The following is a 21,965-nucleotide window of genomic DNA, read 5'->3' as shown; positions in this document are numbered from 1 at the left end:
CGCCAGATTTTGTCAATGCTTAAAATTTTAAATTAAATCTTTGTGACTTTGTGACTTTGTGGCTGAATTTTTTAAGAAAAAATCTCCTTCAAAACCTCTAAAGATTTTGGTTTTCTGAAACCGTCTAAATGAAAAACATAATAATCAATCAGTATTTTCAAGACGATTTGCCTTTCAATCACGTGGAAGATTTTTTGGTCGTTATCAAATTTTAAAGGAATGAGTTTTTTAAAGAGATTCGTTTCGTGTTCTGTGAGCGAACCGATTCCGTGAAATGGAGTAAAAACACCTTCGTTGGCATCGAAAAAAGGAAATTCTATTCCAGAAATATCAGGATAAAAACCAAGGTATTTCGTGATTTCGAGCATTAAAATTAAATGAAAATTAGCCGTTTCATCGTGATTGTCGAGCCAAAATAAAGTGGTTTCCAAAAAGGCAAAAAGATGTTCATTTTTCTCCTCTTCGTGAATGGAATGATGCAGAATTTCAGAAATAAACATCACAATCGTACTTTTATAAATATCCGAATGTATAGTTTGAAATGGCATTGCAATTTTGATTTCCTTGAAATTCTCTAATGTTCCCTTATTTTTATGAACCGCTTCGATTTCAAGAATAGTTAACGGTTGAAAATAAGCGATTTTTTGGTTAGACTTTCTAGAAGAAAAAGCGTCACGTACAAAGTAAGATTTTAAACCGTGGGACTTTGTAAAACACCGAACTATCAAGCTTTTTTCTTGGTATTTGATAGAAGAAATGACGATAGCTTTGGTTTTTACCAACATTGGAATTTGGAATTTACCTAATAATCATTACTTTCTTTACTTTGGTTTCAATACCATCTTGTGCTGCAACAAAAATCATATAGACTCCAGAAGCTACTTTGTGTTTCCCAAAAGCGGTGGTGTCCCACTCGATTGTTCCTCCTTCAGAAGTGGTTTCATGAACTAGATTTCCTTGGATATCCGTGATTTTTACATTCGCTTTATCTAATAATCCCGTAATTTTTACATTTCCTTGAAATTCAGGTCTTACGGGATTAGGGTAAACATACACGCTTTCTAAGTTTTCATTTGCAACTGTTGAAGTCCCCTTGAAAGAAACCATGCCTTTGTCTGTAGCAATAAAAACCTCTCCTGTATCGGAGTTTATGGCAATGTCATTTATAGTATTACTTGGTAATGGTGAGTTATCTTTGGTGAAATGGTATTTAGTTTCTTGACCATTTGAAGAAACTTGAAAAACACCTGAATCTGCTGTGCCTACCCATTTATTATTGGCACCATCAACAACTATATCTGTTATAAATTGTTCGTAAAATAATTCTTGCGCGAGATTATCTTCTAAAATGATGATAGGATTAGTCGTCATTTGGTCCTCAGTAAGAAAACTGCTGACATTTGACAATACTCTCAATCCTTTTGTAGTACCTATCCAAAGTTGATTTCTAGTATCTAATGCAATCACTCTTACATCATTAATGGGTAAATTACCTTCAGTAGAGCCAATACTAATTTTTTTAAATTTATTGTTGGATTCATTAAAACTGATCAAACCATTGGTATTAGCGCCAAACCATTTTGTGCCATTTTTGTCAATAATCATTCTGCTTAAATTGGCATCTTTACTGTCCTTCAAAATAGTTCCTAAGGAATAACTTTGCCATTGTCCATTGATTTTTAATACACTTAAACCTTTGTCGACTAAACTATTATTTACCCACAGATTTCCTGATTTATCAAAGGCTGTTCCGTTGATTCGAACATCATTGCGATATCCTGGAATAAATGTAATTTCTTCTAAACTACTATTGTTTTCATTATATAAAAAGTTGGGTTCGTCATTCTCAATTTTTAATAACCCTGAAAAAAAAGAACTCGCATATACTTGTTTTTCATTCTTAGGATTTATAATAATCCTTGAAATTGCTTTGGCTCCCAGTACTTTTTCATAAGGAATATGTAGCCATCCTTTTGAAGTATATTTACTAATGCCGTATGAATTAGGAAAACCATCATTATTAAATGCGTAAGGATTATAATTGCCTGAATAACCCCCATATACTGCCCAAAGCGTGTTTGGAGTAACATCAAGTGCAAAAATATTGTTACGTGTTGGACCAGAAGGAGTATTGTTATCAAAAAGTGAATTTGGAGTGATTAAAGTACTCATCATTCCATCTTCTTTTGTACCCATATATATTTTATCATCAACTACTGTAGCGCATGTAAAACTAGGAATACTAGGTGTAATTTGACTACTATTTATTTGACGGATTAATTCCAATTGTTTATCAAAAACATAAACACTGGAAGCTGTTGTAGCAATCAAATAATTAGTAGTGGCTTTAAAATGCATTTTTCCTTGACCAATATCGAAAATTTCATCGAAACTTGCTCTTGCTCCATTGTACATATAGATTTTATTATTCGAATTATAAGCAACCAACTGATTGTTAAAGTTTACTATTCCATTCCAATACCGAGCATCAAAGACTTGCCATTGCTTGAAATCATTCAAATTAGGATTAGAAAGATTCCCTTTTCTGATTCCGTAATATTGGGTTACAGCATAAATTTCATTATTGTAGATGGTGGTTTGATACACTCTTGTTTCTTCGCCAGAAGGTCCTATAAAATAAGTATCTCCAAACTGCAGGGTTGATAAATTAAATTGTACCACTCCAAAATCACAGGAAATATATACAATCCCATTATATTCAATGAAGTGATTGATTTTCTTGATGTTAGAAGGTATCTGTTTTTTAACAATATCTACTACATTAAGCATGCTATTATCAGCATCATTGATTATAACAATCAACCCATCTTCATAACCTACTAGTGTTTTTTTAAAAGTTGGACTGTAATATAGTGCAGCTATCGTTTGTCCTGAAAGCCCATCAATAGTATTAGTTGTTTTAATGATGCTTGTGTTTTGAGAGAACAATGCATTTTCGGAAGCTGCAAATACAGCAGTAGTTGATTCTGAAATGTCTTTTATTTCATTATAACTAAAATAGCCTTTCCATAACAAATTGTTTTGTGCAAAACTTATTTGAACTACAATCAGAAACAGAATAAAGAGTACATTTTTTTTCATTATTTGTATTACTAATGATGCGCAAATATAATACAAACGAAAGTTTTTGAATTTTGTTACCTAAAATTAAAAAGACTTTCTTCAATTAAATTGAAGAAAGTCATCTCCTAAATATATATTCTATACCACTCCTTGAGCAAGCATAGCATCTGCCACTTTAACAAATCCTGCAATATTAGCTCCTTTTACATAATCAATATATCCCGAATCATCCGAACCATATTTTACACAAGAAGCATGAATATTCAACATAATCTCCTTCAATTTTTGATCTACTTCCTCAGATGTCCAGCTTAATCTCAAAGAGTTTTGAGACATTTCTAATCCTGAAGTTGCAACACCACCAGCGTTTGAAGCTTTTCCTGGTGAAAATAATATTTTTGTTTTTTGAAAAACAAGAACTGCCTCTGGTGTTGTAGGCATATTGGCACCTTCTGTAACGCATACACAGCCGTTTTTCACAAGTAAATTAGCTTCTTCTTCATTCAATTCATTTTGTGTAGCACATGGCATAGCTATATCACATGGCACTTCCCATGGTCGTTTACCTGCTATATATTTTGCATTTGGGTATTTATTCAAGTAATCACTGATTCTTCCTCTATTTACGTTTTTAATTTCCATAACATAGGACAATTTATCAGCGTCAATACCATCTTCATCATAAATATAACCTGCAGAATCCGACATTGTTACTACTTTGGCACCTATTTGAATTGCTTTTTCAACAGCATATTGAGCCACATTTCCTGAACCTGAAACCACAACAGTTTTCCCTTCAATAGTTTCTCCTTTAGTTGCCAACATACTTTGCGCAAAATAAACCGCTCCATAGCCCGTTGCTTCAGGTCTTATTAACGATCCTCCAAAAGAAATTCCTTTGCCTGTTAGTACACCAGTAAATTCATTTCGTAGCCTTTTATATTGACCAAACATATAACCTACTTCTCTTCCACCCACACCAATATCTCCGGCAGGAACATCGGTATTTGAACCAATGTGTTTAGATAATTCCGTCATGAATGCTTGACAAAAACGCATCACTTCATTATCAGATTTTCCTTTTGGATCAAAATCGGCTCCGCCTTTACCACCACCCATTGGCAATGTTGTTAAACTGTTTTTAAAAGTTTGTTCAAAAGCCAAAAATTTCAAAATACTTAAATTTACAGAAGGATGAAAGCGAATTCCTCCTTTATAGGGTCCAATAGCTGAATTCATTTGAATTCGATAGCCACGATTTACTTGGGTTTCGCCTTTATCATCAATCCAAACAACTCTAAAAATGATGATTCGATCGGACTCAACCATTCTTTCTAATAGCATTTTGTTTTGATATTTACTATTTTTTTCAATAAAGGGAATTACTGTTTCAGCAACTTCCTTCACTGCTTGCATAAATTCTGGCTCATTGGGATTTTTTTTGGCTACTGCCTCAATAAAACTACTAATACTTTTTGTCATAATAATTAGATTATTGGTTTAAGAAAACGTTTTCGTAATAGATACAAAGTTACATTATATGATATTCTTGCTTCATAATTTTAAATTAAATTAACATTATACAGACCTTATTATTAATTATAAATCTTTTACTTTAAAATTCAAAATAATTAACATAAAAACGGATTAAATGATATATTTTCTTTATAAAAAATCGATATTCAATAGTGATTTCTAGATAATGTTTTTCATAGTGCCTACTATGATTGTTGTTTTTATATATTTGTATTAAGTAATTATGTGTCCATGATCCCTAAATCAATTATAGCATTCTTTTTCTTCCTATTTGGATTTTCGAATAGTGTTTATTCACAGTTTGGATTTTCTCACGAAATTGGGTTTATTGCTGGGCCAGTTGCCTTTCAATCAGATTATGGAGAGCGATACAATTTATCTACTAATGCAGGAAATACGGGTTATGGGGTTGGATTAATTCATTACATCAACTTTTCTTATGAAGCCGAATGTAACTGCTATACTCCCGAAACGTATTTTAACGACCATTTTAAACTTAGAAGTGAATTATCTTATAATAAAACCGAGTTACAGCATTTTGGGGAATGGGTTGCGCCCAACAAAACTAGTAAGGAAGCAGATCAGCTAAGAGGAATGAGAGGTAGCGCAGCAGTAACAAACATAGGCATGCAACTAGAATATTTTCCGTTTAGCATTCGGGATTTCACCTCAACAATTGAAAGCTGGGGGCCTTTCATAAGTCTTGGAGCACAATTTAGTTTTTATAATGCTACCGCATCTTCTACACTTGGAAAATTAGGAACGCCTTTTACCACATACCCAAAATATTTAGTTCCTACAGATGATCGTCCTTATGGATTTTCAACAGAAGCAGAATCGGTTTGGTCTATTGTTGGCAGTGTGGGTACCCGCTATAAACTCTCTCCATTATCAGATTTAATGATAGATTTAAGAGGGCAATATTATTTTTCGAATTGGGTCGATGGTTTGAATCCAAATCCAGAAGAGTTTAAAGAAAATAGAGCCAACGATTGGCTTATTTGGTTAAATGTCGGCTACATATTTTATTTACAATAAAAACAAACTTTTTCTTGTATTTTGCATTCTGTTTTTACAAAGCAATACCTTTACATAAATGAACAAAATATACTATCTCGCTTCTTGTGATACTTGCCGAAAAATCATAAAATCATTGCCGAAAGAACATAGTTTGGTATTTCAAGACATCAAACAATACCCTATTAGTGTTGAGGAATTAGAAGAAATGTATGCTCTTTCTGGAAGCTATGAAGCTCTTTTTAGCAAAAAAGCACAGCTGTACAAATCGATGGATTTAAAAAACAAAAAACTAACCGAAGCCAATTTCAAAAAATACATATTAGAACATTATACCTTTTTGAGTAGACCTGTGTTTATAATAAATGATAAAATATTCATTGGCAACAGCCAACAAAATATACTTCAAGTAATGAAAGCTTTATCTTAATGACAAAAAGGACTATAGCCTTAATAGGCTCCACCATTGTTTCAATAATTTACGGACTTACCTTTACGTTAGCCAAAGATGTAATGCCAATTTATGTTCAAGCATATGGTTTTGTCATTATGCGCGTAGGCGGTGCTACAATTTTATTTTGGCTTTTTTGGCTTCATAATCGGAGATTAAAAGAAATTCGAGAGGAAAAGATTGACCCTAAAGATTATTTAAGAATAGTAATAGCTGCTTTTTTTGGTGTGGCACTCAATATGCTCTCTTTCTTTAAAGGTTTAAGTTTAACATCCCCTATTTCCACATCGGTGCTGATGGTTTCAACTCCAATGATTGTTCTCGTTCTTTCGGCAATTATCATCAAGGAACGAATGCAAAAAAGAATGGTTTTTGGAATAGTTTTAGGCTTTATTGGAACTGCCTTTCTTATCCTCTACGGAAAATCTGTTGAAAATGCTCCTAATGCAAGCTTAGGGAATTTTTTAGTTTTTGTAAATGCCTCTTCTTATGGTCTTTATCTAGTTCTTGTAAAAAAACTAATGGATAAATATAATCCTTATAATTTTGCGAAATGGATTTATCTGATAGGATTTATTATGGTTTTGCCTTTTGGTTGGAGCGAATTTGTAGCCGTTAATTGGGGGGTAATGCCTTTGGATATCTATTTAAAAATTGGATTTGTAGTGGTATTTTCAACATTCTTGACTTACTTATTAAATTTACTTTCTATGAAAGAATTAAAACCAACTACAATTGCTGTTTTTATCTACTTACAACCTGTTTTCGCTACTATTTTTGCCATCAGTTTAGGAAAAGATGAGTTGGCATTAGTCAAGATTATTTCTGCTGTTTTGATATTTACTGGTGTTTATTTAGTAACTCAAAAGAGGTAATTACTTATTAGCAAATAATCATTATCTTTTTGTTACTACTAATTACTAATCGCTACTTACTACAAAGTTTAGTATATTTGAATTCTGATTAAAAAAATAATATGATACAATCAATGACCGGATTTGGTAAAGCGAGTTTGCAATTACCAACCAAAAAAATAACCGTAGAAGTAAAATCTTTAAACAGCAAAGGCTTAGATGTAAGTGTAAGAATGCCATCGTCTTACCGCGAAATGGAATTGGGTTTACGCAACCAAATCGCCTTAAAACTAGAACGAGGAAAAATAGATTTTTCTGTTTTTATCGAAAGTACCGCCGAACAAACTTCCACGAAAGTGAACGTGCCGATAGTGAAAGCCTATATCAATCAATTGCGTGAAGTGTATGCTGATGCCGATGAAACCGAATTGATGAAAATGGCTATCAGAATGCCCGATACCCTGAAAACCGAAAGGGAAGAAATCGACGAAAATGATTGGAGTGAAATTCAAAAAGTAATCGAGGAAGCCTTAAATTATATTGGCAATTTTAGAAGAGATGAAGGTACTTCATTAGAAAAAGAATTCCAATTGCGTATTGGTAATATCCGACAATACATGAACGAGGCCTTGGCACTTGATTCCGAGCGTGTTCAAGCCATAAAAGACCGTTTGCAAACCGCCATTTCAGAGTTACAAGTGAATGTTGACGAGAACAGATTTGAACAAGAATTAATCTATTATTTAGAAAAATTAGATATTACCGAAGAGAAAGTACGTTTGACCAATCATCTTGATTATTTCTTGGAAACCATTAACGGAACTGAAGCCAATGGTCGAAAACTGGGTTTTATCACTCAAGAAATGGGTCGCGAAATAAACACGATGGGTTCAAAAGCTAATCATTCACAAATGCAAAAATTAGTAGTGATGATGAAAGATGAATTAGAGAAAATTAAGGAACAGGTTTTGAATGTACTTTAACACAATTTGATTGCAGATTGGTGATTAACAATTTATGATTGCAGATTTAAAAAAATGAAAAAAGGAAAATTAATAGTTTTTTCGGCACCATCGGGTTCAGGGAAAACAACCATCGTTAGGCATTTATTATCGAAAGAGAGTTTAAATCTTGAGTTCTCCATTTCGGCGGCAACACGTGAAGCTCGTGGCGAAGAGGTAAATGGGAAGGAGTATTATTTTATGTCGCTTTCTGATTTTAAAACTCACATCAAAAATGAAGATTTTGTAGAATGGGAAGAGGTCTATAGAGATAATTTTTATGGCACTTTAAAAAGTGAAGTAGAACGCATTTGGGCATTGGGAAAAAATGTAATTTTTGATATTGATGTCGCTGGAGGATTACGAATCAAACATAAATTTCCGGAGGAAACTTTGGCCGTTTTTGTAAAACCACCCAGTGTTGACGAATTAAAACGTCGACTCAAAGAACGTTCAACAGAAAGTGATGAAAAGATTAATATGCGTATTGCAAAAGCACACGTAGAACTGGCAACTGCTCCGCAATTTGATGTTATTATCAAGAATTATGATTTGGATGTTGCACTTGAAGAAGCCTATCAATTAGTAAATGACTTTGTAAACAAGTAAATTATAAAAATTGAAAGATTTAATAATTGAAAAATTACTTTGGTTTTTAAATCTTTTAATTTTTAAATCTTTCAATTAAATATATGAAAATCGGTCTCTATTTTGGATCCTTCAACCCCATTCATATTGGGCATTTGATAATTGCCAATCATGTGGTCGAACATACTGCTTTAGACCAGGTATGGATGGTCGTCACACCGCATAATCCACTAAAAAACAAAAACACTTTATTGGATGATTACAAACGGTTGGATTTGGTTTTCCTTGCCACCGAGCATTATCCAAAAATCAAACCCTCGGATATAGAATTTAAATTGCCGCAACCCAATTATACAGTTAATACTTTGGTGCATTTACAAGAAAAATATCCAAAACACACTTTTTCTTTAATTATGGGAGAAGATAATTTGAAGTCGTTAAACAAGTGGAAAAATTATGAAGTGATTATACAAAATCATGAAATCTATGTCTATCCTAGGGTAAACTCTATAGCAATCACTGAAGAGAATAAAGCATTTAAAGATAACTCCAAGATTCATTTTATTGATGCGCCAATTGTAGAAATATCATCTACTTTTATTCGAGAAAACATTCAAAAGAATAAAAATGTTCAACCTCTTTTACCTGCAAAAGTTTGGGAATACATTGACCATAATAATTTGTATAAAAAATAAACTTAACATTCTTTTACAAAACGTTTTAATTTGGGTTTGGTACCTTTATACCCAAAATAAAACATCATGAATAATTTCGAATTCTATAACCCTACTAATCTAATTTTTGGTACTGGGCAAATACAAAAATTAGCCGTATTAATTCCCAAAAATTCGAAAATTCTTCTTGTTTATGGTGGGGGAAGCATATTCAATAACGGTATTTATTCAAAAGTAAAAGAAGCTTTGAATGACTTTGAAATAATCGAATTTGGTGGCATTGAACCCAATCCAAATTTTGAAACTTTAATAAAAGCAGTCGCTATCACACAAGAAGAAAAAATAAATTTTATACTTGCTGTAGGCGGTGGAAGTGTCATTGATGGTGCAAAATTTATTTCGGCAGCAGCTCATTTTGAGGGAAATCCAATTGAAATATTACAAAAACGTATTTTGTTTAAGGATGTTTCTAAAGTAATCCCATTTGGAACTGTATTAACTTTACCGGCAACAGGTTCAGAAATGAATTCTGGAGCAGTAGTGACTATAGCTGCAACACAAGAAAAATTAACTCTTGGAGGTAGTGCTTTATTTCCTAAATTTTCAATTTGTGATCCTACAGTGATTGCTTCTTTACCAAAACGCCAACTACAAAACGGAGTCATTGACGCCTACGTTCATGTTTTAGAACAATATTTGACCTATCCGCATGAAGGGTATTTGCAGGATAGAATAGCCGAAGGAATATTAGAAACCTTAATCCAAGTAGGCCCTAGTGTTGTAGAAAAACCAAAAGACTACGCTTTAGCCTCTAATTTCATGTGGAGTTGTACAATGGCTTTAAACGGATTGATTCAAAAAGGCGTCCCTTCTGATTGGGCAACTCATATGATAGGACATGAATTAACAGCCTTATTTGGAATTGATCATGCTCGAACATTAGCAATTATTGGTCCTAATTTATACCGCGTAATGTTTGAAACAAAAAAACAAAAATTAGCACAATACGGAAAACGTATTTTTAATTTATCAGGGAGCGAAGATGAAATAGCCAACGATGCTATCAACAAAACAATAGCTTTTTTCAAAATTATGGGAATGCCAACTCAATTATCTGAATGCGAAAAAAACTTTGATAAAACAGCTGATTTTATAGTCAATCGTTTTGCAGAAAGAGGCTGGACAGCTTTAGGTGAAAAACAAAATATCACTTTAGAAAAAGTAAAATCAATTGTTGAAATGAGTTATTAGCACTAAAAAAGGCGAACCTTTTTCCATAAGTACGCCTTTTCAAATTACTAAATCAACTAATTCAAACAGTTATACATAAGTAAAACACTTACGCATAATAACTTACAACGATTTTCAAATCATTATATTGTGTGAATCTGAAGTTATTTTATAAAATAACTACCATTTTTATAATTTAGGATTCTATTTTCAGAACTTACTTTTTTGTTTTATGTATAAATTTTTAAGTACTTTTGATTACATATAATAAAATTAATGAACAATACTATAAAATTCGCAGTAATAGGTGGCGGTAGCTGGGCAACAGCAATTACAAAAATGCTTTGTTCCAATGTTGATGAAGTAACTTGGTATATGCGAAATGAAGATGCTGTCGAATATATAAGAGCACATCATCATAACCCAAATTACTTAAGTTCAGTAGAATTTGACATTAAAAAATTAAAATTAACGAATGATATCAATGAAGCTGTTGCCTATGCTGATTATATCATTTTTGCTATTCCTTCGGCGTTTTTGAGCCAAGAATTAGAAAAATTGACTCTTTCTTTAAAGGATAAAGTAATTTTCTCGGCCATCAAAGGAATCGTTCCCGAAACGAGTTTGATTGTTGGCGAACATTTTAATACCGTTTACGATATTCCTTTCGAAAACATAGGCGTAATTACGGGGCCTTGTCATGCCGAGGAAGTGGCGCTGGAGCGTTTGTCTTATTTAACTATAGCCTGTGGCGATGCCGAAAAAGCAGAAATAGTAGCTCAAAATTTATCCAGTAATTATATCAAAACTAAGATTTCGGATGACATTATAGGAACTGAATATGCCGCCATGCTCAAAAATATTTTTGCTATTGCTGCGGGTATTGCTCACGGACTGGGTTATGGCGATAATTTTCAATCGGTGTTGATGAGTAACAGCATTCGGGAGATGAAAAAATTCATCCGAAAAGTGCATCGAATGAAGCGCAACATCAATGATTCTGCCTATTTGGGTGATTTATTAGTGACGGGGTATTCTGTGTTTTCTAGAAACCGAATGTTTGGCAATATGATTGGAAAAGGCTATACCGTAAAATCAGCTCAAATGGAAATGAGTATGGTTGCCGAAGGCTATTATGCCGCCAAAAGTGCCTACAAACTCAATCAAGAATACAAAGCCAATACCCCAATCATTGACGCGGTGTACAGTATTTTGTATGAAGGAAAATCAGCTAAAAAAGTGTTTGAAAAACTGACGGAAAAGTTGGATTAATCCTATCTAACAATCACCCCATCTACGAATAAAATAGGAACTTCCTCTACATAATCTGGAGTGATGGAGTTTGCTTTGAAGATGAATTTTCGGTCGTATAATTTGTCGGCGATAAAAAAAGTAACCATAAACTCATTGTTGAGTACCAAAACACTTTTTTCCAACATTTCAATTTTTACTACAGAAACCGATGGGACTTCTACAAACGCATGACGCAAAAGCGACGTTTTTTTCATTTCGCCATCGATGGTTCCAAAAGCTTTTGAAACTACCATAACACTATCGAGATTGAAATCGCTGTCGTTTATTAAATAGGCATACCAAACTTTTTCCATAAAATCGTCGCTCCATTCTTGGACCGCGGCGAGGAAAACGTTTTCTACGATGGGGATTATGATGTCTGTTTTCATTTTAATGTTTTGCCACGAAGACTCGAAGGCACAAAGTTTTATTTTGAAAATACTATAGTTTTGTTTAACCAGACTAGCCCTGATTGCAGCGGAAATCCTTTTGAAAATAATGCTTATTTTTTCTTGTTATTGCAGAACGACCAACGGAAGTTCCTGCAATGACTTAGAAGAAAAAGCAGTATTGAGAAAGATTGAAGCGGAAAGCAGGAAATAGCTTCTAAAATTAAATACTCGCTTTGAATTGCTCCAAGAAACGAACGTCATTTTCGTAAAACATTCGAATATCGCCAATTTGATACAATAACATGGCGATTCTTTCGATTCCCATTCCAAAGGCGAAACCTGTATATTCTTCTGGATTGATGTTGCAATTTTTCAAGACATTTGGATCTACCATGCCGCAACCACCAATTTCCAGCCAACCTGTTCCTTTTGTAATACGGTAATCGGTTTCGGTTTTTAGTCCCCAGTAAATATCTATTTCGGCACTCGGTTCGGTAAACGGAAAATAAGAAGGGCGCAAACGTATTTTCGATTTTCCGAACATTTCTTTGGTAAAATACAAAAGCGTTTGTTTCAAATCGGCAAAAGAAACATCCTTGTCAATATACAATCCTTCGACTTGGTGAAAAATACAATGCGAACGCGATGATACAGCTTCGTTACGAAAAACCCTCCCTGGAGAAATCGTTCTTATTGGTGGTTTGTTATTTTCCATATACCGTACTTGTACCGATGAAGTATGGGTGCGCAACAAAACATCTGGATTGGTTTGGATGAAAAAAGTGTCTTGCATATCACGCGCTGGATGGTATTCAGGCAAGTTTAATGCGGTGAAATTATGCCAATCATCCTCAATTTCTGGTCCTTCAGAAACATTAAAGCCTACGTTAGAGAAGATATCAATAATTTGATTTTTGACTAAAGAAATAGGATGACGAGAACCTATTATTACGGGTTCGGCTGAGCGCGTTAAATCACCATAAAACCCTTTGATTTCTTGTTTGCTTTCAAGGGATTCTTGAATGGATTTTACTTTTTCCTCGGCAGTAGTTTTTAATAAATTAATAACTTGTCCAAACTCCTTTTTTTGATCATTAGGAACATTCTTGAACTCAGCAAAAAAGTCTTTTAAAAGCCCTTTACTTCCTAAAAATTTAATTCTGAATGCTTCTAATTCTGAGGTGTTTTGAGTTGAAAAAGCTTGAGCTTCGCTAATATATTCTTTAATCTTGTCTGTCATTTTCATTCAATAATTGAGATTGCGAAATTAAGAAAAAGTTAGAAGTTAGAAGTTAGAAGTTAGAAGTTTTTATATACATCTACATTAAAATCATAAATCTGCTCCCGAAGCTTCGGGACTAAAATCAACAATCATCATTCAATTAGTTGCTTTTCTATAAAATAATTGACAATGGCTTCTTTCATCAAAACCGATTGTTCTCCAGCTTTTAAGGCTGGTAATTCTTCTTTTACCTTATAATGAGGCCATCCGTCTTCATCAAAAAATTCAAATTCATAAAATCCATAAGGTTCTAATAATCGACAAATAGCAATATGCATTAGATTGAGCTTTTCGTCCTTTACATAGGTTTGATGTACTTTGCCGAGTTCTTGAACGCCAATTAAATAAATAATGGCGTCTAAATCTAAGTCTTCACCCTGCGAAAATTGATCCGAAAGTATCGTTACAAGCTGCTCCCAGCGTTCTTTAAGTTGTATATCTCTTGACATTTAGATTGCGGATTTTAGATTTTAGAATATCTAAAATCGTTCGGGCAAAGATACCAACATAATTCTTTTATCTTTGTTCTTTATTCTATTCTCTTTATTCTTTTTTTTATGAGTTTTTTAGATATTGTTTTGGGTGTTTTTTTAGCTTTAGGTTTGTACAAAGGAATGCGAAACGGGCTTTTTGTAGAGTTGGCTTCTTTTGTTTCTTTATTGTTAGGCATATATATAGCCATAAAATTTTCTGGATTTGCTACAAGAATTTTGTCTGGATTTGTAAATTGGAATCCAAAAACGGTTCAAATATGGGCTTTTCTTCTTACCTTCATTTTGGTAATTATTGGTGTTTCGTTAGCTGCAAAATTCTTAACTAAAATAGCCAGTTTTGCCTATTTGGGCTGGATTAACAAACTAGGCGGTGGTGGGTTTAGACTATTAAAAACTGTATTAATTCTAGGTGTTTTTTTAAATTTTTTCGAAAAGATAAATTTCAACAATACTTTTGCCAAAAAAGAAACCTTAGACAAATCACTATTTTATCGCCCTATACAAAAAACAGCAGGATTCGTTTTTCCTTCTATCGAAAAATGGTATAAAGAGTTGAAAAAAAAGTGAACAGATTTCAGAGACCGGATTTCAGATAGCAGGTTTCAGATAGCAGGTTTCAGATAGCAGGTTTCAGATAGCAGGTTTCAGATAGCAGATTTCAGATAGCATGTTTCAGATAGCAGGTTTCAGATAGCAGATTTCAGATAGCAGGTTTCAGATAGCAGGTTTCAGATAGCAGCACATAAGGATTCTAAACTCACAAACACAATCTGCAACCTGAAATCTAAAGTCTATTTCACTTCCTTAATTGCCGATTTGTCAATCCAACCTTCGGTTCCATCGGTTAATTGAATTTTTTTCCAATTACTTATGGTTTCTAATACAAAAACTTTAGTTCCCTCGTGTAGCATAAATGCTGTTGTACTTGCGTTTTGTGGTTCGCTTTTTACTGCTGCTATTTCGGCAAAAACAATGGCTGGTTTTTCTTTATCGTATTCATTTTTAACAGAAATTGCTGCCGAAACACTTATTAATTGCAGTAAAATAAGCACTATGATTCCGATGAAAAATACTCTTTTGTATAAGGAAAACTGCGAAAAATAATAACCTATAAAAAGTAAGAGAAATAAAGTCGCTAATACAACTGATATCCAACCCCAAGTATTATAGTGAAATACCGAAATGAAATCGAGAATCATTTTTGAAAAACCTACTTGTGGAATTTCTTTAATTTCATCAATTTGTAGTTTTTGGGCGAATTTTAAATTATTGGCGATTTCTGAATCATCAGGATTGAGCAGTAAAGCTTTTTCATAATTATATATAGCTGGAGCTACTTTATTTATTTTGTAGTAACAATTACCTAGATTAAAATACAATTCCGCCGAATGTTCATTTGCTTTTAATACCGATTCATAAGCGGTTACTGCTTGTTTGTATTTACCTTTTTGATATAACACATTTCCTTTTTCAAAACCACTTTGGGCAAAGAAAATTTGGGTTAAAAATAAAAATATTAAAAGTAATTTTTTCATTATTTATGTTTTTTGCTAGACACTATTTTACTCCAATTAATTATACAAAAAACACACACCTAACCCCTCTCAAGAGGGGGATTTATGGCTACTAACAATTAGTAGTTACGAAATCTGTTTTTCTAAATCCGAAATAATCTGTACCGCTTTGTCAAAATCTTGTTCAATGGCCGAACTCGAAATGAGCGCATATCTTGCGAGTTCACAATTCTCAGTAAGCAGAATAAATTCGTTGACCGTTTCTGTATTTGTATTTCTTGATAATAAAAGTTCTTGAATATTGCTTTTGCTCATTTCTGAGGTTTCAATATGCAACTTAGCCTTAAGAAAATTATGCATAGCTTTTTCCAATGCCACATAAAATGGGTCTTTATTATTTATCTGTTTTTTGGCTTCCGACAAGTATTTTTTAGCCAATCGATTATTATTTTTTATTCTATTTCCAGCAACATCTCCATCTATAGCTTCCTTTTTCTTTTTGAAAAGCACTATTAATGGGAGCATTAAAAATGGCAAAAACAATAAACTATAAAAAGTGTTAGAACCAAAAAAATCATCGTTTTTCATTGATAATAAATTGGTTTTTAACTTAATAAATTTGAATTGTTCACTAGTCGAAATTTTGTTTTTAGTGACTCCCGTTGCTTCAGCAACATTAGGTTCATCCGCAGTAGGACCTTCAAGAACATTGATAATTATCTCGGGCGAACTGATTGTTTTATAGCTTCCTGAACCCAAATCAAAATAAGAAAAATGCATTGATTTTATCGGGTAATTTCCTTTAAATTGAGGGATAATTGCATAATTATCGAATGTTTTTCCGCTCATTCCAGACAAATTTGTATTTACTTTGTCGGTATGAACTGGGTCGTACATTTCTAATGCATTGGGCACTATAGGTTTTGGCAACGTAAATAATTTCATATTTCCACTTCCTGTTACAATTACTGCTAAATCTAGGCTTTCTCCATTTTTTAGATTCGTTTTAGAAGGGATTACCTTAAAATCAAATTTACCCACAGCTCCAGAGAAATCAGCAGGTTTTCCTGCCTCAGGAAGTGCTTTTACAGCTATTGTTTTCGAACCTGCAGACACCCTTTTATTTCCTTGGGTCATTAATACTTGCCCAAAAATGTTTCTTCTGTTAGAAGGTAATTGTACGTCAATGTCTAATGATAAAGGCTCAATTTCTAGTTTTCCTGTTTTTTGTGGATACAAAACTGTTTTTCTTAACACAACATAACGATATTTCTCGCCTTTAAACATGCCTTCTTCAGCCACTAATTGTTTAATATCTATATTTTGACTCCAAAAATCATTGTATTTGGGTTTATTGAGTTCTCGCCAATTTGAAATGCCAATACTATAACTAAAATATAACTTATATACTACGGTAATGGGTTCGTTTAAATAAGGATTTGTTTTAGAGATATCGGCTACTAAATAAATGTTATCATCTGCAGAAACTTGAGTGTCGTTAGGGTCTTTTGGTTGTTCTACAGCAGCGGTAACATTAATTTTTATTGGGTTAGTCTTATATATTTGACCATTATATTCTATAGTTGCTTGCTTAATTATGAGATTCCCTTTTTGGGACGGCAAAAGAAAATAAGAATAGGTTTTTTCGAAGGAACTTTTTCCATTTACCCAGGATTGACTGACTTGCTGACTTGGTCCTGCAATGATTCTAAACCCTTCAAAATTGGGTTGAATAAAGTTGTCTCCATCCACATTCATCGTAAAATCAATTCGAAGTCTTTCATTTAGTCCAAGTGTGTTTTTACTCACTTTGGCTTCAAATTGAACTTGAGCCATCAGTGCATTAAAACCTATTAAAACCAAAGCTATTATAAAATTTTTCATTTCTTATTTTATTGAACTACCAATCTTTTTCAGTTTGTATTGGTTTGCCTTTTACTTTTTTGGCATTTACTTTTTCTTGTATATTTTTCTCTTCGTTGTTTACTGCATCCAAGAGATTTTCTAATCGTTGTTGTGAAATTCCACCAGGCAATGGCTTAGGTTTCCCGTTTTCATTGGGTTTGTCTTTGTTTTTTTCGTTTTTACCCTCTTTATTATTAGGTTTATCTTTTTCTTTACCCTTGTCATCTTTCTTATCTTTATCTCCGTCCTTGTTGTCGTCTTTCTTGTCTTTGTTTTTATTTTTGTCGTCTTTTTTGTCCTTATCCTTTTTTTTATCATTCTTAGGAGGATTTTCTTTAAGCATTTTTTTGGCTAAAGCAAAATTATAACGTGTTTCCTCGTCACTCGGGTCATTTCGAAGAGCATTTTTGTAGGCTTCAACTGCTTCACTATAATTTTTTTCTTTCATAAAAACATTCCCTAAATTATGAAATATTTTATGTTTTTGAATTTTTGATTTTGAATTTTCGATTGCTTTTGCATAAGCATATTTGGCCTCCTCAATTTGGTTTTGCTTATAAATTGCATTCCCTAAATTATAAGGTGAAACTGTTCTTTTATTAAATTTTGAATGCGAAATTCTATAATTGGCTTCAGCTTCAACAAACTTGTTCTCGGTATAATCTTGGTTAGCTTGATCCATAGCCTTGTCTTTCTCTTGAGCCGAAACAGCAAAAGAAAAAAATAATATAATATATATAATACTTTTTTTCATTATTCTTTTTCGTTAAATAAATTCAGCTTTTTCACCCAAGTTGTTTTTCTTTCTAAAAAGAAAATATCGATAAACAACAGAAAAAAAGCAATGCCAAGGAACCATTGAAATTGAGACTGAAAATTGGCCATTTGGGTCGATTCGAATTCTGTTTTTTGAATAGTGTCTAATGTATTTTTTATATAATCTATTACTTCTTTGGTATTATTTCCATTCACATAACCCCCTTTTGTGGTATTAGCAATCGTCATTAAACCTTCTTTGTTTAACTTTGTAATTACTACTTCGTTGTTGTTGTCTCTTTTGAAACTTTCGACAACTCCATTAATCCTAAGCGGAATGGCACTTCCTTTTTCGGTTCCTATCCCGACAGCAATTATTTTCATTCCCAATTTATTGGCTTCCTCGGCAGCATCCTCAGCACCCTCAGAGTGGTCTTCTCCATCTGAAATCAAAATCAATAATTTACTAGTTTTGCTTTTATCATCAAAATAAGTTGCTGACAATTTAATTGCTTCATCAAGTGAAGTTCCCTGAGAGGAAACTATATCGGTATTCATGCTTTGCAAAAACATTTTGGCAACACTATAATCAGTAGTAATGGGCAAAACTGGAAATGCACTTCCGGCATAAGCCACAATTCCTATCCTGTCACTTCCCAATTGATTGATTATTTGGGATACAATTTGCTTGCTTTTATCTAATCTATTTGGGGCAACATCTTCGGCAAGCATACTTTTAGAAACATCCATGGCAAAAACGATGTCTATTCCTTCTCGTTTAACCGTTTCCATTTTAGTTCCCATTTTTGGATTAACCAAGCCAAAAATCAAACAGATTAATGCCAAAAGTAGTACTGCCAATTTCAAAATAGGTTTAAAAACTGATTTTTCTGGACTTAGTTTTTTAACGAGTTCTAAGTCCCCGAATTCACGATGTTTTTTTCTTTTCCAATATTGATTGTATAGAAAAAGCACTACCAAAAGGGGTACTGTAAAAAGAAGGTATAAATATTTTGATTCGTCTAATTCCATTATTCAGATTTCAGATTTCAGATTTCAGATTTCACTCTAAAATCAAACCTTAATTTTGTACTATTTTAATTAATCATTTTTCATTTTCAAAGTATATTAGCTTCTCATTTATTTTCAATCTCAACTCCATATTTCTTTGAGAGGGCTGGAGTGATGCTTATATAAAACTCCTATAAACCGTGTTTCGTAATCCTATTTCTACTAATAATAACAGAACTGTCAACCAAACAAAAGGTCTAAATTTTTCGTCATAATCATAAAATTTAAGCTCTTCTATTTCTGTCGTTTCTAGCTTATTGATAGATTCATAAATTTCAGCTAATTTGCTATTACTGGTGGCTCTAAAATATTTTCCATCTGTTTTTCTGGCAATGCTTCTCAATAATTGTTCGTCAATTTCTACTTGCATCATTTGAAACAAAAACTGTCCATTAGGAGCTATTGCATACGGAAATTCAGCCATTCCATTAGTTCCAATTCCAATGGTATATACTTTAATACCATATTGTTTGGCTATATCTGCAGCGGTTTCAGGCTCTATAAATCCTCCATTATTCACCCCGTCTGTCAATAGAATAATAACTTTACTTTTGGCTTTGCTATCTTTTAATCGGTTTACTGCTGTGGCTAATCCCATTCCTATTCCTGTTCCGTCTTTTAAAACATTATCATATTTAATGCTGTTAATTGCATCTTCAATCACCGCTTTATCACTGGTTACAGGTGTTTTGGTATAGGCTTCAGAAGCATACACTACGAGTCCTATTCTGTCATTGGGTCTTTGTTCTACAAAATCCGCAGCTACTCTTTTAAGCGCTTCCATTCTGTTGGGTTTTAAATCCTTTGCGAGCATACTGCCTGAAACATCTACCGCCATGACAATATCAATTCCCTTAGTTGTTTTGGTTTTATTGCTAACATCAACTGTTCTTGGTCTTGCCATAGCAATAATTAACGAACTTAAAGCCAATAATCGAAGTACATCTAAAAAAGGTCTTAATCTAGCCAAAAACGATTTATTACTTCCAAATCCTTTAAGTGAACTTATTTTTAAAGTGGTTGATGATTGATTCCTTTTCAAATATAACCATGCGATAGCGATTGGAATCAAAAGAAACAACCAAAAAAACTCAGGGTTTAAAAAAGTGACTTTTCCCATTATTGTTTTGTGTTTTGAAGTTCAACCGAGCTTAAAATTTTATCCGAAATATCATTAGCATATTTATCACCCTCTTCATGAACAATAATAACTTGTTGTAATCCGCCTTCTTGACTAAAAAGCAAGGCTTCATAATAAAATTTTGTACTGGTTTTATTTTCTTCATCAATTTTTGAAAAAGTCCCGTAGCCTTTAATCCCTTTAATTCCTTCGGCAGTTTCAAACTCTTCTTGCTTTACAATCATGTTTTGCGCTCCTTGTGACTCTAATGTTTGTAATGCAGATTCTAATGATTTTGATAATTCAATTTCTGTTTGCTTCGCCTGTTCGCTGGCACTCGGGTCTTGTTTATATTTTAAGGTCGATACCATTATATAAAAATTGTCATTGAAATTGCCAAAAGTAAAGGATTGCATGTCTTTGATTAATGCTAAACCATTTTGGGGAAGCACCTTTTTTAAATCAGTTCTCACGAGTACTTTTGGAGTATTGATTCTAACTAACGGACTGCCATATTCACTTTTTACCCATTCGCCTTCTAACAATTCTTTAGAAGAATTTCCTAAAACATTATCAATTACATAATCGAATCCTTTTGTAGCAATAAAAAAAGTAGTGATGGCAAAAAGTAGTCCTACCAATGAAACTACTGCAATAGTTACTTTTTTCTTTCTTTGTTTTTCTTGTTCTATTTTCAGCTGTTGTTGTCGTTGCATTTCGTTGAGTAACGATTCATCTTCTTTTTCGAGGACAACAGGTATAGATTTGTCTAAAGTGACAATGGCTCTTTCAATTTTTTTGCGGTCTTCGGTAATTTCAAAATCCATAGGTTTTGATTTGGCAAATTTTACTAAATCGGCTTGTTTCAAAACGGTAAACAAATTTTCAATGGTTTCCTTAGAAAGTTTCATTTTCTTTTTAAGAGAAACAACTTTTAACCCTTCGATTAATTCAGAAGTTGTGCTTTCCATTGCGGGTATTTCGATGGCTTCCTCAATATAATTTCTGACAATATCAGTCAATTCACTATAATATTCTTTTATTTCACCCCTTTGCCAAAGCTCTTTTTTTTCCAATTTGTTGAGCTTAGAAGTTGCTTTCTCTATTGGGGTTTTATAGACTTCTTCTTCCGTAGTTTTCTTATTTTTTTTATTTTTAATATACCAATATATCAATCCGCCAATGCCTGCAATAAATAACAGTGCTAATAGATATTTCCACCAAGTTCCAAAAAAAGAATTCTGAGCAGGAATAATATTCTTTATGTCAAACATTTTTTGTTTGAGAGTATCTACCTGAACATTGGTAACTTCAACACGAAGTGAGTCAGATAAAAAAGCTTTGTTATTGATTAGGATCCGAACACTCGGGATGGTAAATTTTCCTGAATCAAATTGGGTTAATCCGTATTTTTTAATTAATTCATAGCGGTCATTTTTTAGAATGGTGTCAATGGGATAAGATGAAATTACTTCGAGTGTTCCAAAAAATTTTAAATTAGGAAAAACCACTTTTGTCAAGGTATCAACCTCGGTTTTTAATGTTAGTTTAAACTCGGTACCTATTTTATTTTTAATAGTATCAATACTGGTTGTCACTTGTTTTTGTTGACCAAAAACGGTGGTGGCAGAAAGCAGCAGTAATAGTAAATATAGTTTAATTTTCATTTGTTTTTAACTTTAGTCCTGTCAGGGTTTGGAACC

21 protein-coding genes are annotated in these 21,965 nt (G+C 33.0%); 9 read left to right on the top strand and 12 right to left on the bottom strand.

All coding sequences use genetic code 11. The features are described 5' to 3' along the window. Positions 1-71 precede the first annotated feature (71 nt). From recO to gdhA, 3 genes are all read right to left on the bottom strand, one after another. Entirely contained in the window at positions 72-785 is a 714-nt protein-coding gene (gene recO, locus ACKVOD_RS06550; RefSeq protein WP_409208668.1) for a DNA repair protein RecO, read from the bottom strand. A 13-nt stretch (positions 786-798) separates the two neighbouring features. After that, positions 799-3,102 carry a T9SS type A sorting domain-containing protein gene (locus tag ACKVOD_RS06545; RefSeq protein WP_409208667.1) on the bottom strand — a complete coding sequence of 768 codons (2,304 nt, stop codon included), beginning with the start codon at positions 3,100-3,102 and terminating at the stop codon, positions 799-801. Between the two features lie 120 nt (positions 3,103-3,222). Then, entirely contained in the window at positions 3,223-4,566 is a 1,344-nt protein-coding gene (gene gdhA / locus ACKVOD_RS06540) for an NADP-specific glutamate dehydrogenase (RefSeq protein ID WP_409208666.1), read from the bottom strand. Between the two features lie 285 nt (positions 4,567-4,851). Between gdhA and ACKVOD_RS06535 the strand changes: the two genes are divergently transcribed. From ACKVOD_RS06535 to ACKVOD_RS06500, 8 genes are all read left to right on the top strand, one after another. Next, on the top strand, positions 4,852-5,658 hold the full coding sequence (locus tag ACKVOD_RS06535; RefSeq protein ID WP_409208665.1) for a THC0290_0291 family protein: 807 nt from the start codon (positions 4,852-4,854) through the stop codon (positions 5,656-5,658). 58 nt (positions 5,659-5,716) lie between these two features. Beyond that, positions 5,717-6,067 carry an arsenate reductase family protein gene (locus ACKVOD_RS06530; RefSeq protein WP_409208664.1) on the top strand — a complete coding sequence of 117 codons (351 nt, stop codon included), beginning with the start codon at positions 5,717-5,719 and terminating at the stop codon, positions 6,065-6,067. Continuing rightward, entirely contained in the window at positions 6,067-6,963 is an 897-nt protein-coding gene (locus tag ACKVOD_RS06525; RefSeq protein ID WP_409208663.1) for a DMT family transporter, read from the top strand. Before ACKVOD_RS06530 ends, ACKVOD_RS06525 begins: the two co-directional genes overlap by 1 nt. 101 nt (positions 6,964-7,064) lie before the next feature. Next, complete coding sequence (locus tag ACKVOD_RS06520) at positions 7,065-7,925, top strand: YicC/YloC family endoribonuclease (protein WP_409208662.1); 861 nt, start codon at positions 7,065-7,067, stop codon at positions 7,923-7,925. Positions 7,926-7,979: 54 nt separating this feature from the next. Continuing rightward, the gene (gene gmk / locus ACKVOD_RS06515) at positions 7,980-8,552 is read left to right on the top strand and encodes a guanylate kinase (protein WP_409208661.1); all 573 of its coding nucleotides are present in this window, start codon (positions 7,980-7,982) and stop codon (positions 8,550-8,552) included. Between the two features lie 83 nt (positions 8,553-8,635). Beyond that, positions 8,636-9,226, top strand: coding sequence for a nicotinate (nicotinamide) nucleotide adenylyltransferase (gene nadD, locus ACKVOD_RS06510; protein ID WP_409208660.1), 591 nt, complete (start codon positions 8,636-8,638; stop codon positions 9,224-9,226). Positions 9,227-9,292: 66 nt separating this feature from the next. Beyond that, entirely contained in the window at positions 9,293-10,456 is a 1,164-nt protein-coding gene (locus ACKVOD_RS06505; protein WP_409208659.1) for an iron-containing alcohol dehydrogenase, read from the top strand. Positions 10,457-10,711: 255 nt separating this feature from the next. Continuing rightward, a complete protein-coding gene (locus ACKVOD_RS06500) occupies positions 10,712-11,707 on the top strand; it encodes an NAD(P)H-dependent glycerol-3-phosphate dehydrogenase (RefSeq protein WP_409208658.1) in 996 nt (331 codons plus the stop codon). Positions 11,708-11,709: 2 nt separating this feature from the next. Here the strand turns inward: ACKVOD_RS06500 and ACKVOD_RS06495 are convergent, their stop codons facing one another. From ACKVOD_RS06495 to ACKVOD_RS06485, 3 genes are all read right to left on the bottom strand, one after another. Continuing rightward, positions 11,710-12,117 carry a hypothetical protein gene (locus ACKVOD_RS06495; protein ID WP_409208657.1) on the bottom strand — a complete coding sequence of 136 codons (408 nt, stop codon included), beginning with the start codon at positions 12,115-12,117 and terminating at the stop codon, positions 11,710-11,712. A gap of 223 nt (positions 12,118-12,340) precedes the next feature. Further along, the gene (pheS, locus tag ACKVOD_RS06490; RefSeq protein WP_409208656.1) at positions 12,341-13,360 is read right to left on the bottom strand and encodes a phenylalanine--tRNA ligase subunit alpha; all 1,020 of its coding nucleotides are present in this window, start codon (positions 13,358-13,360) and stop codon (positions 12,341-12,343) included. 134 nt (positions 13,361-13,494) lie between these two features. Continuing rightward, positions 13,495-13,851 carry a hypothetical protein gene (locus ACKVOD_RS06485; RefSeq protein ID WP_409208655.1) on the bottom strand — a complete coding sequence of 119 codons (357 nt, stop codon included), beginning with the start codon at positions 13,849-13,851 and terminating at the stop codon, positions 13,495-13,497. Positions 13,852-13,959: 108 nt separating this feature from the next. Here ACKVOD_RS06485 and ACKVOD_RS06480 point away from each other — a divergent pair, with 108 nt between their 5' ends. Further along, positions 13,960-14,463 (top strand): CvpA family protein, encoded by a 504-nt coding sequence (locus tag ACKVOD_RS06480; RefSeq protein ID WP_409208654.1) that lies wholly within the window; start codon positions 13,960-13,962, stop codon positions 14,461-14,463. A gap of 224 nt (positions 14,464-14,687) precedes the next feature. Here the strand turns inward: ACKVOD_RS06480 and ACKVOD_RS06475 are convergent, their stop codons facing one another. The 6 genes from ACKVOD_RS06475 to ACKVOD_RS06450 all read right to left on the bottom strand — a co-directional run bounded on the left by ACKVOD_RS06475 (position 14,688) and on the right by ACKVOD_RS06450 (position 21,929). Beyond that, positions 14,688-15,431 carry a tetratricopeptide repeat protein gene (locus ACKVOD_RS06475; RefSeq protein WP_409208653.1) on the bottom strand — a complete coding sequence of 248 codons (744 nt, stop codon included), beginning with the start codon at positions 15,429-15,431 and terminating at the stop codon, positions 14,688-14,690. 105 nt (positions 15,432-15,536) lie between these two features. Beyond that, positions 15,537-17,294 carry a BatD family protein gene (locus tag ACKVOD_RS06470; RefSeq protein WP_409208652.1) on the bottom strand — a complete coding sequence of 586 codons (1,758 nt, stop codon included), beginning with the start codon at positions 17,292-17,294 and terminating at the stop codon, positions 15,537-15,539. Between the two features lie 16 nt (positions 17,295-17,310). After that, complete coding sequence (locus ACKVOD_RS06465) at positions 17,311-18,069, bottom strand: tetratricopeptide repeat protein (protein WP_409208651.1); 759 nt, start codon at positions 18,067-18,069, stop codon at positions 17,311-17,313. Next, positions 18,069-19,103 carry a VWA domain-containing protein gene (locus tag ACKVOD_RS06460; protein WP_409208650.1) on the bottom strand — a complete coding sequence of 345 codons (1,035 nt, stop codon included), beginning with the start codon at positions 19,101-19,103 and terminating at the stop codon, positions 18,069-18,071. The genes ACKVOD_RS06465 and ACKVOD_RS06460 overlap by 1 nt, the downstream gene beginning before the upstream one ends. A 157-nt stretch (positions 19,104-19,260) precedes the next feature. Further along, positions 19,261-20,262: a vWA domain-containing protein gene (locus ACKVOD_RS06455; RefSeq protein ID WP_409208649.1), complete on the bottom strand. Its 1,002-nt coding sequence runs from the start codon at positions 20,260-20,262 to the stop codon at positions 19,261-19,263. Continuing rightward, positions 20,262-21,929 carry a hypothetical protein gene (locus ACKVOD_RS06450; protein ID WP_409208648.1) on the bottom strand — a complete coding sequence of 556 codons (1,668 nt, stop codon included), beginning with the start codon at positions 21,927-21,929 and terminating at the stop codon, positions 20,262-20,264. Before ACKVOD_RS06450 ends, ACKVOD_RS06455 begins: the two co-directional genes overlap by 1 nt. Positions 21,930-21,965 lie beyond the last annotated feature (36 nt).

This window comes from Flavobacterium sp., from assembly GCF_046155325.1.
Classification (GTDB): domain Bacteria; phylum Bacteroidota; class Bacteroidia; order Flavobacteriales; family Flavobacteriaceae; genus Flavobacterium.
The sequence above is the reverse complement of the archived record's forward strand: the minus strand, read 5'-3'. Positions and strand labels throughout refer to the sequence as shown.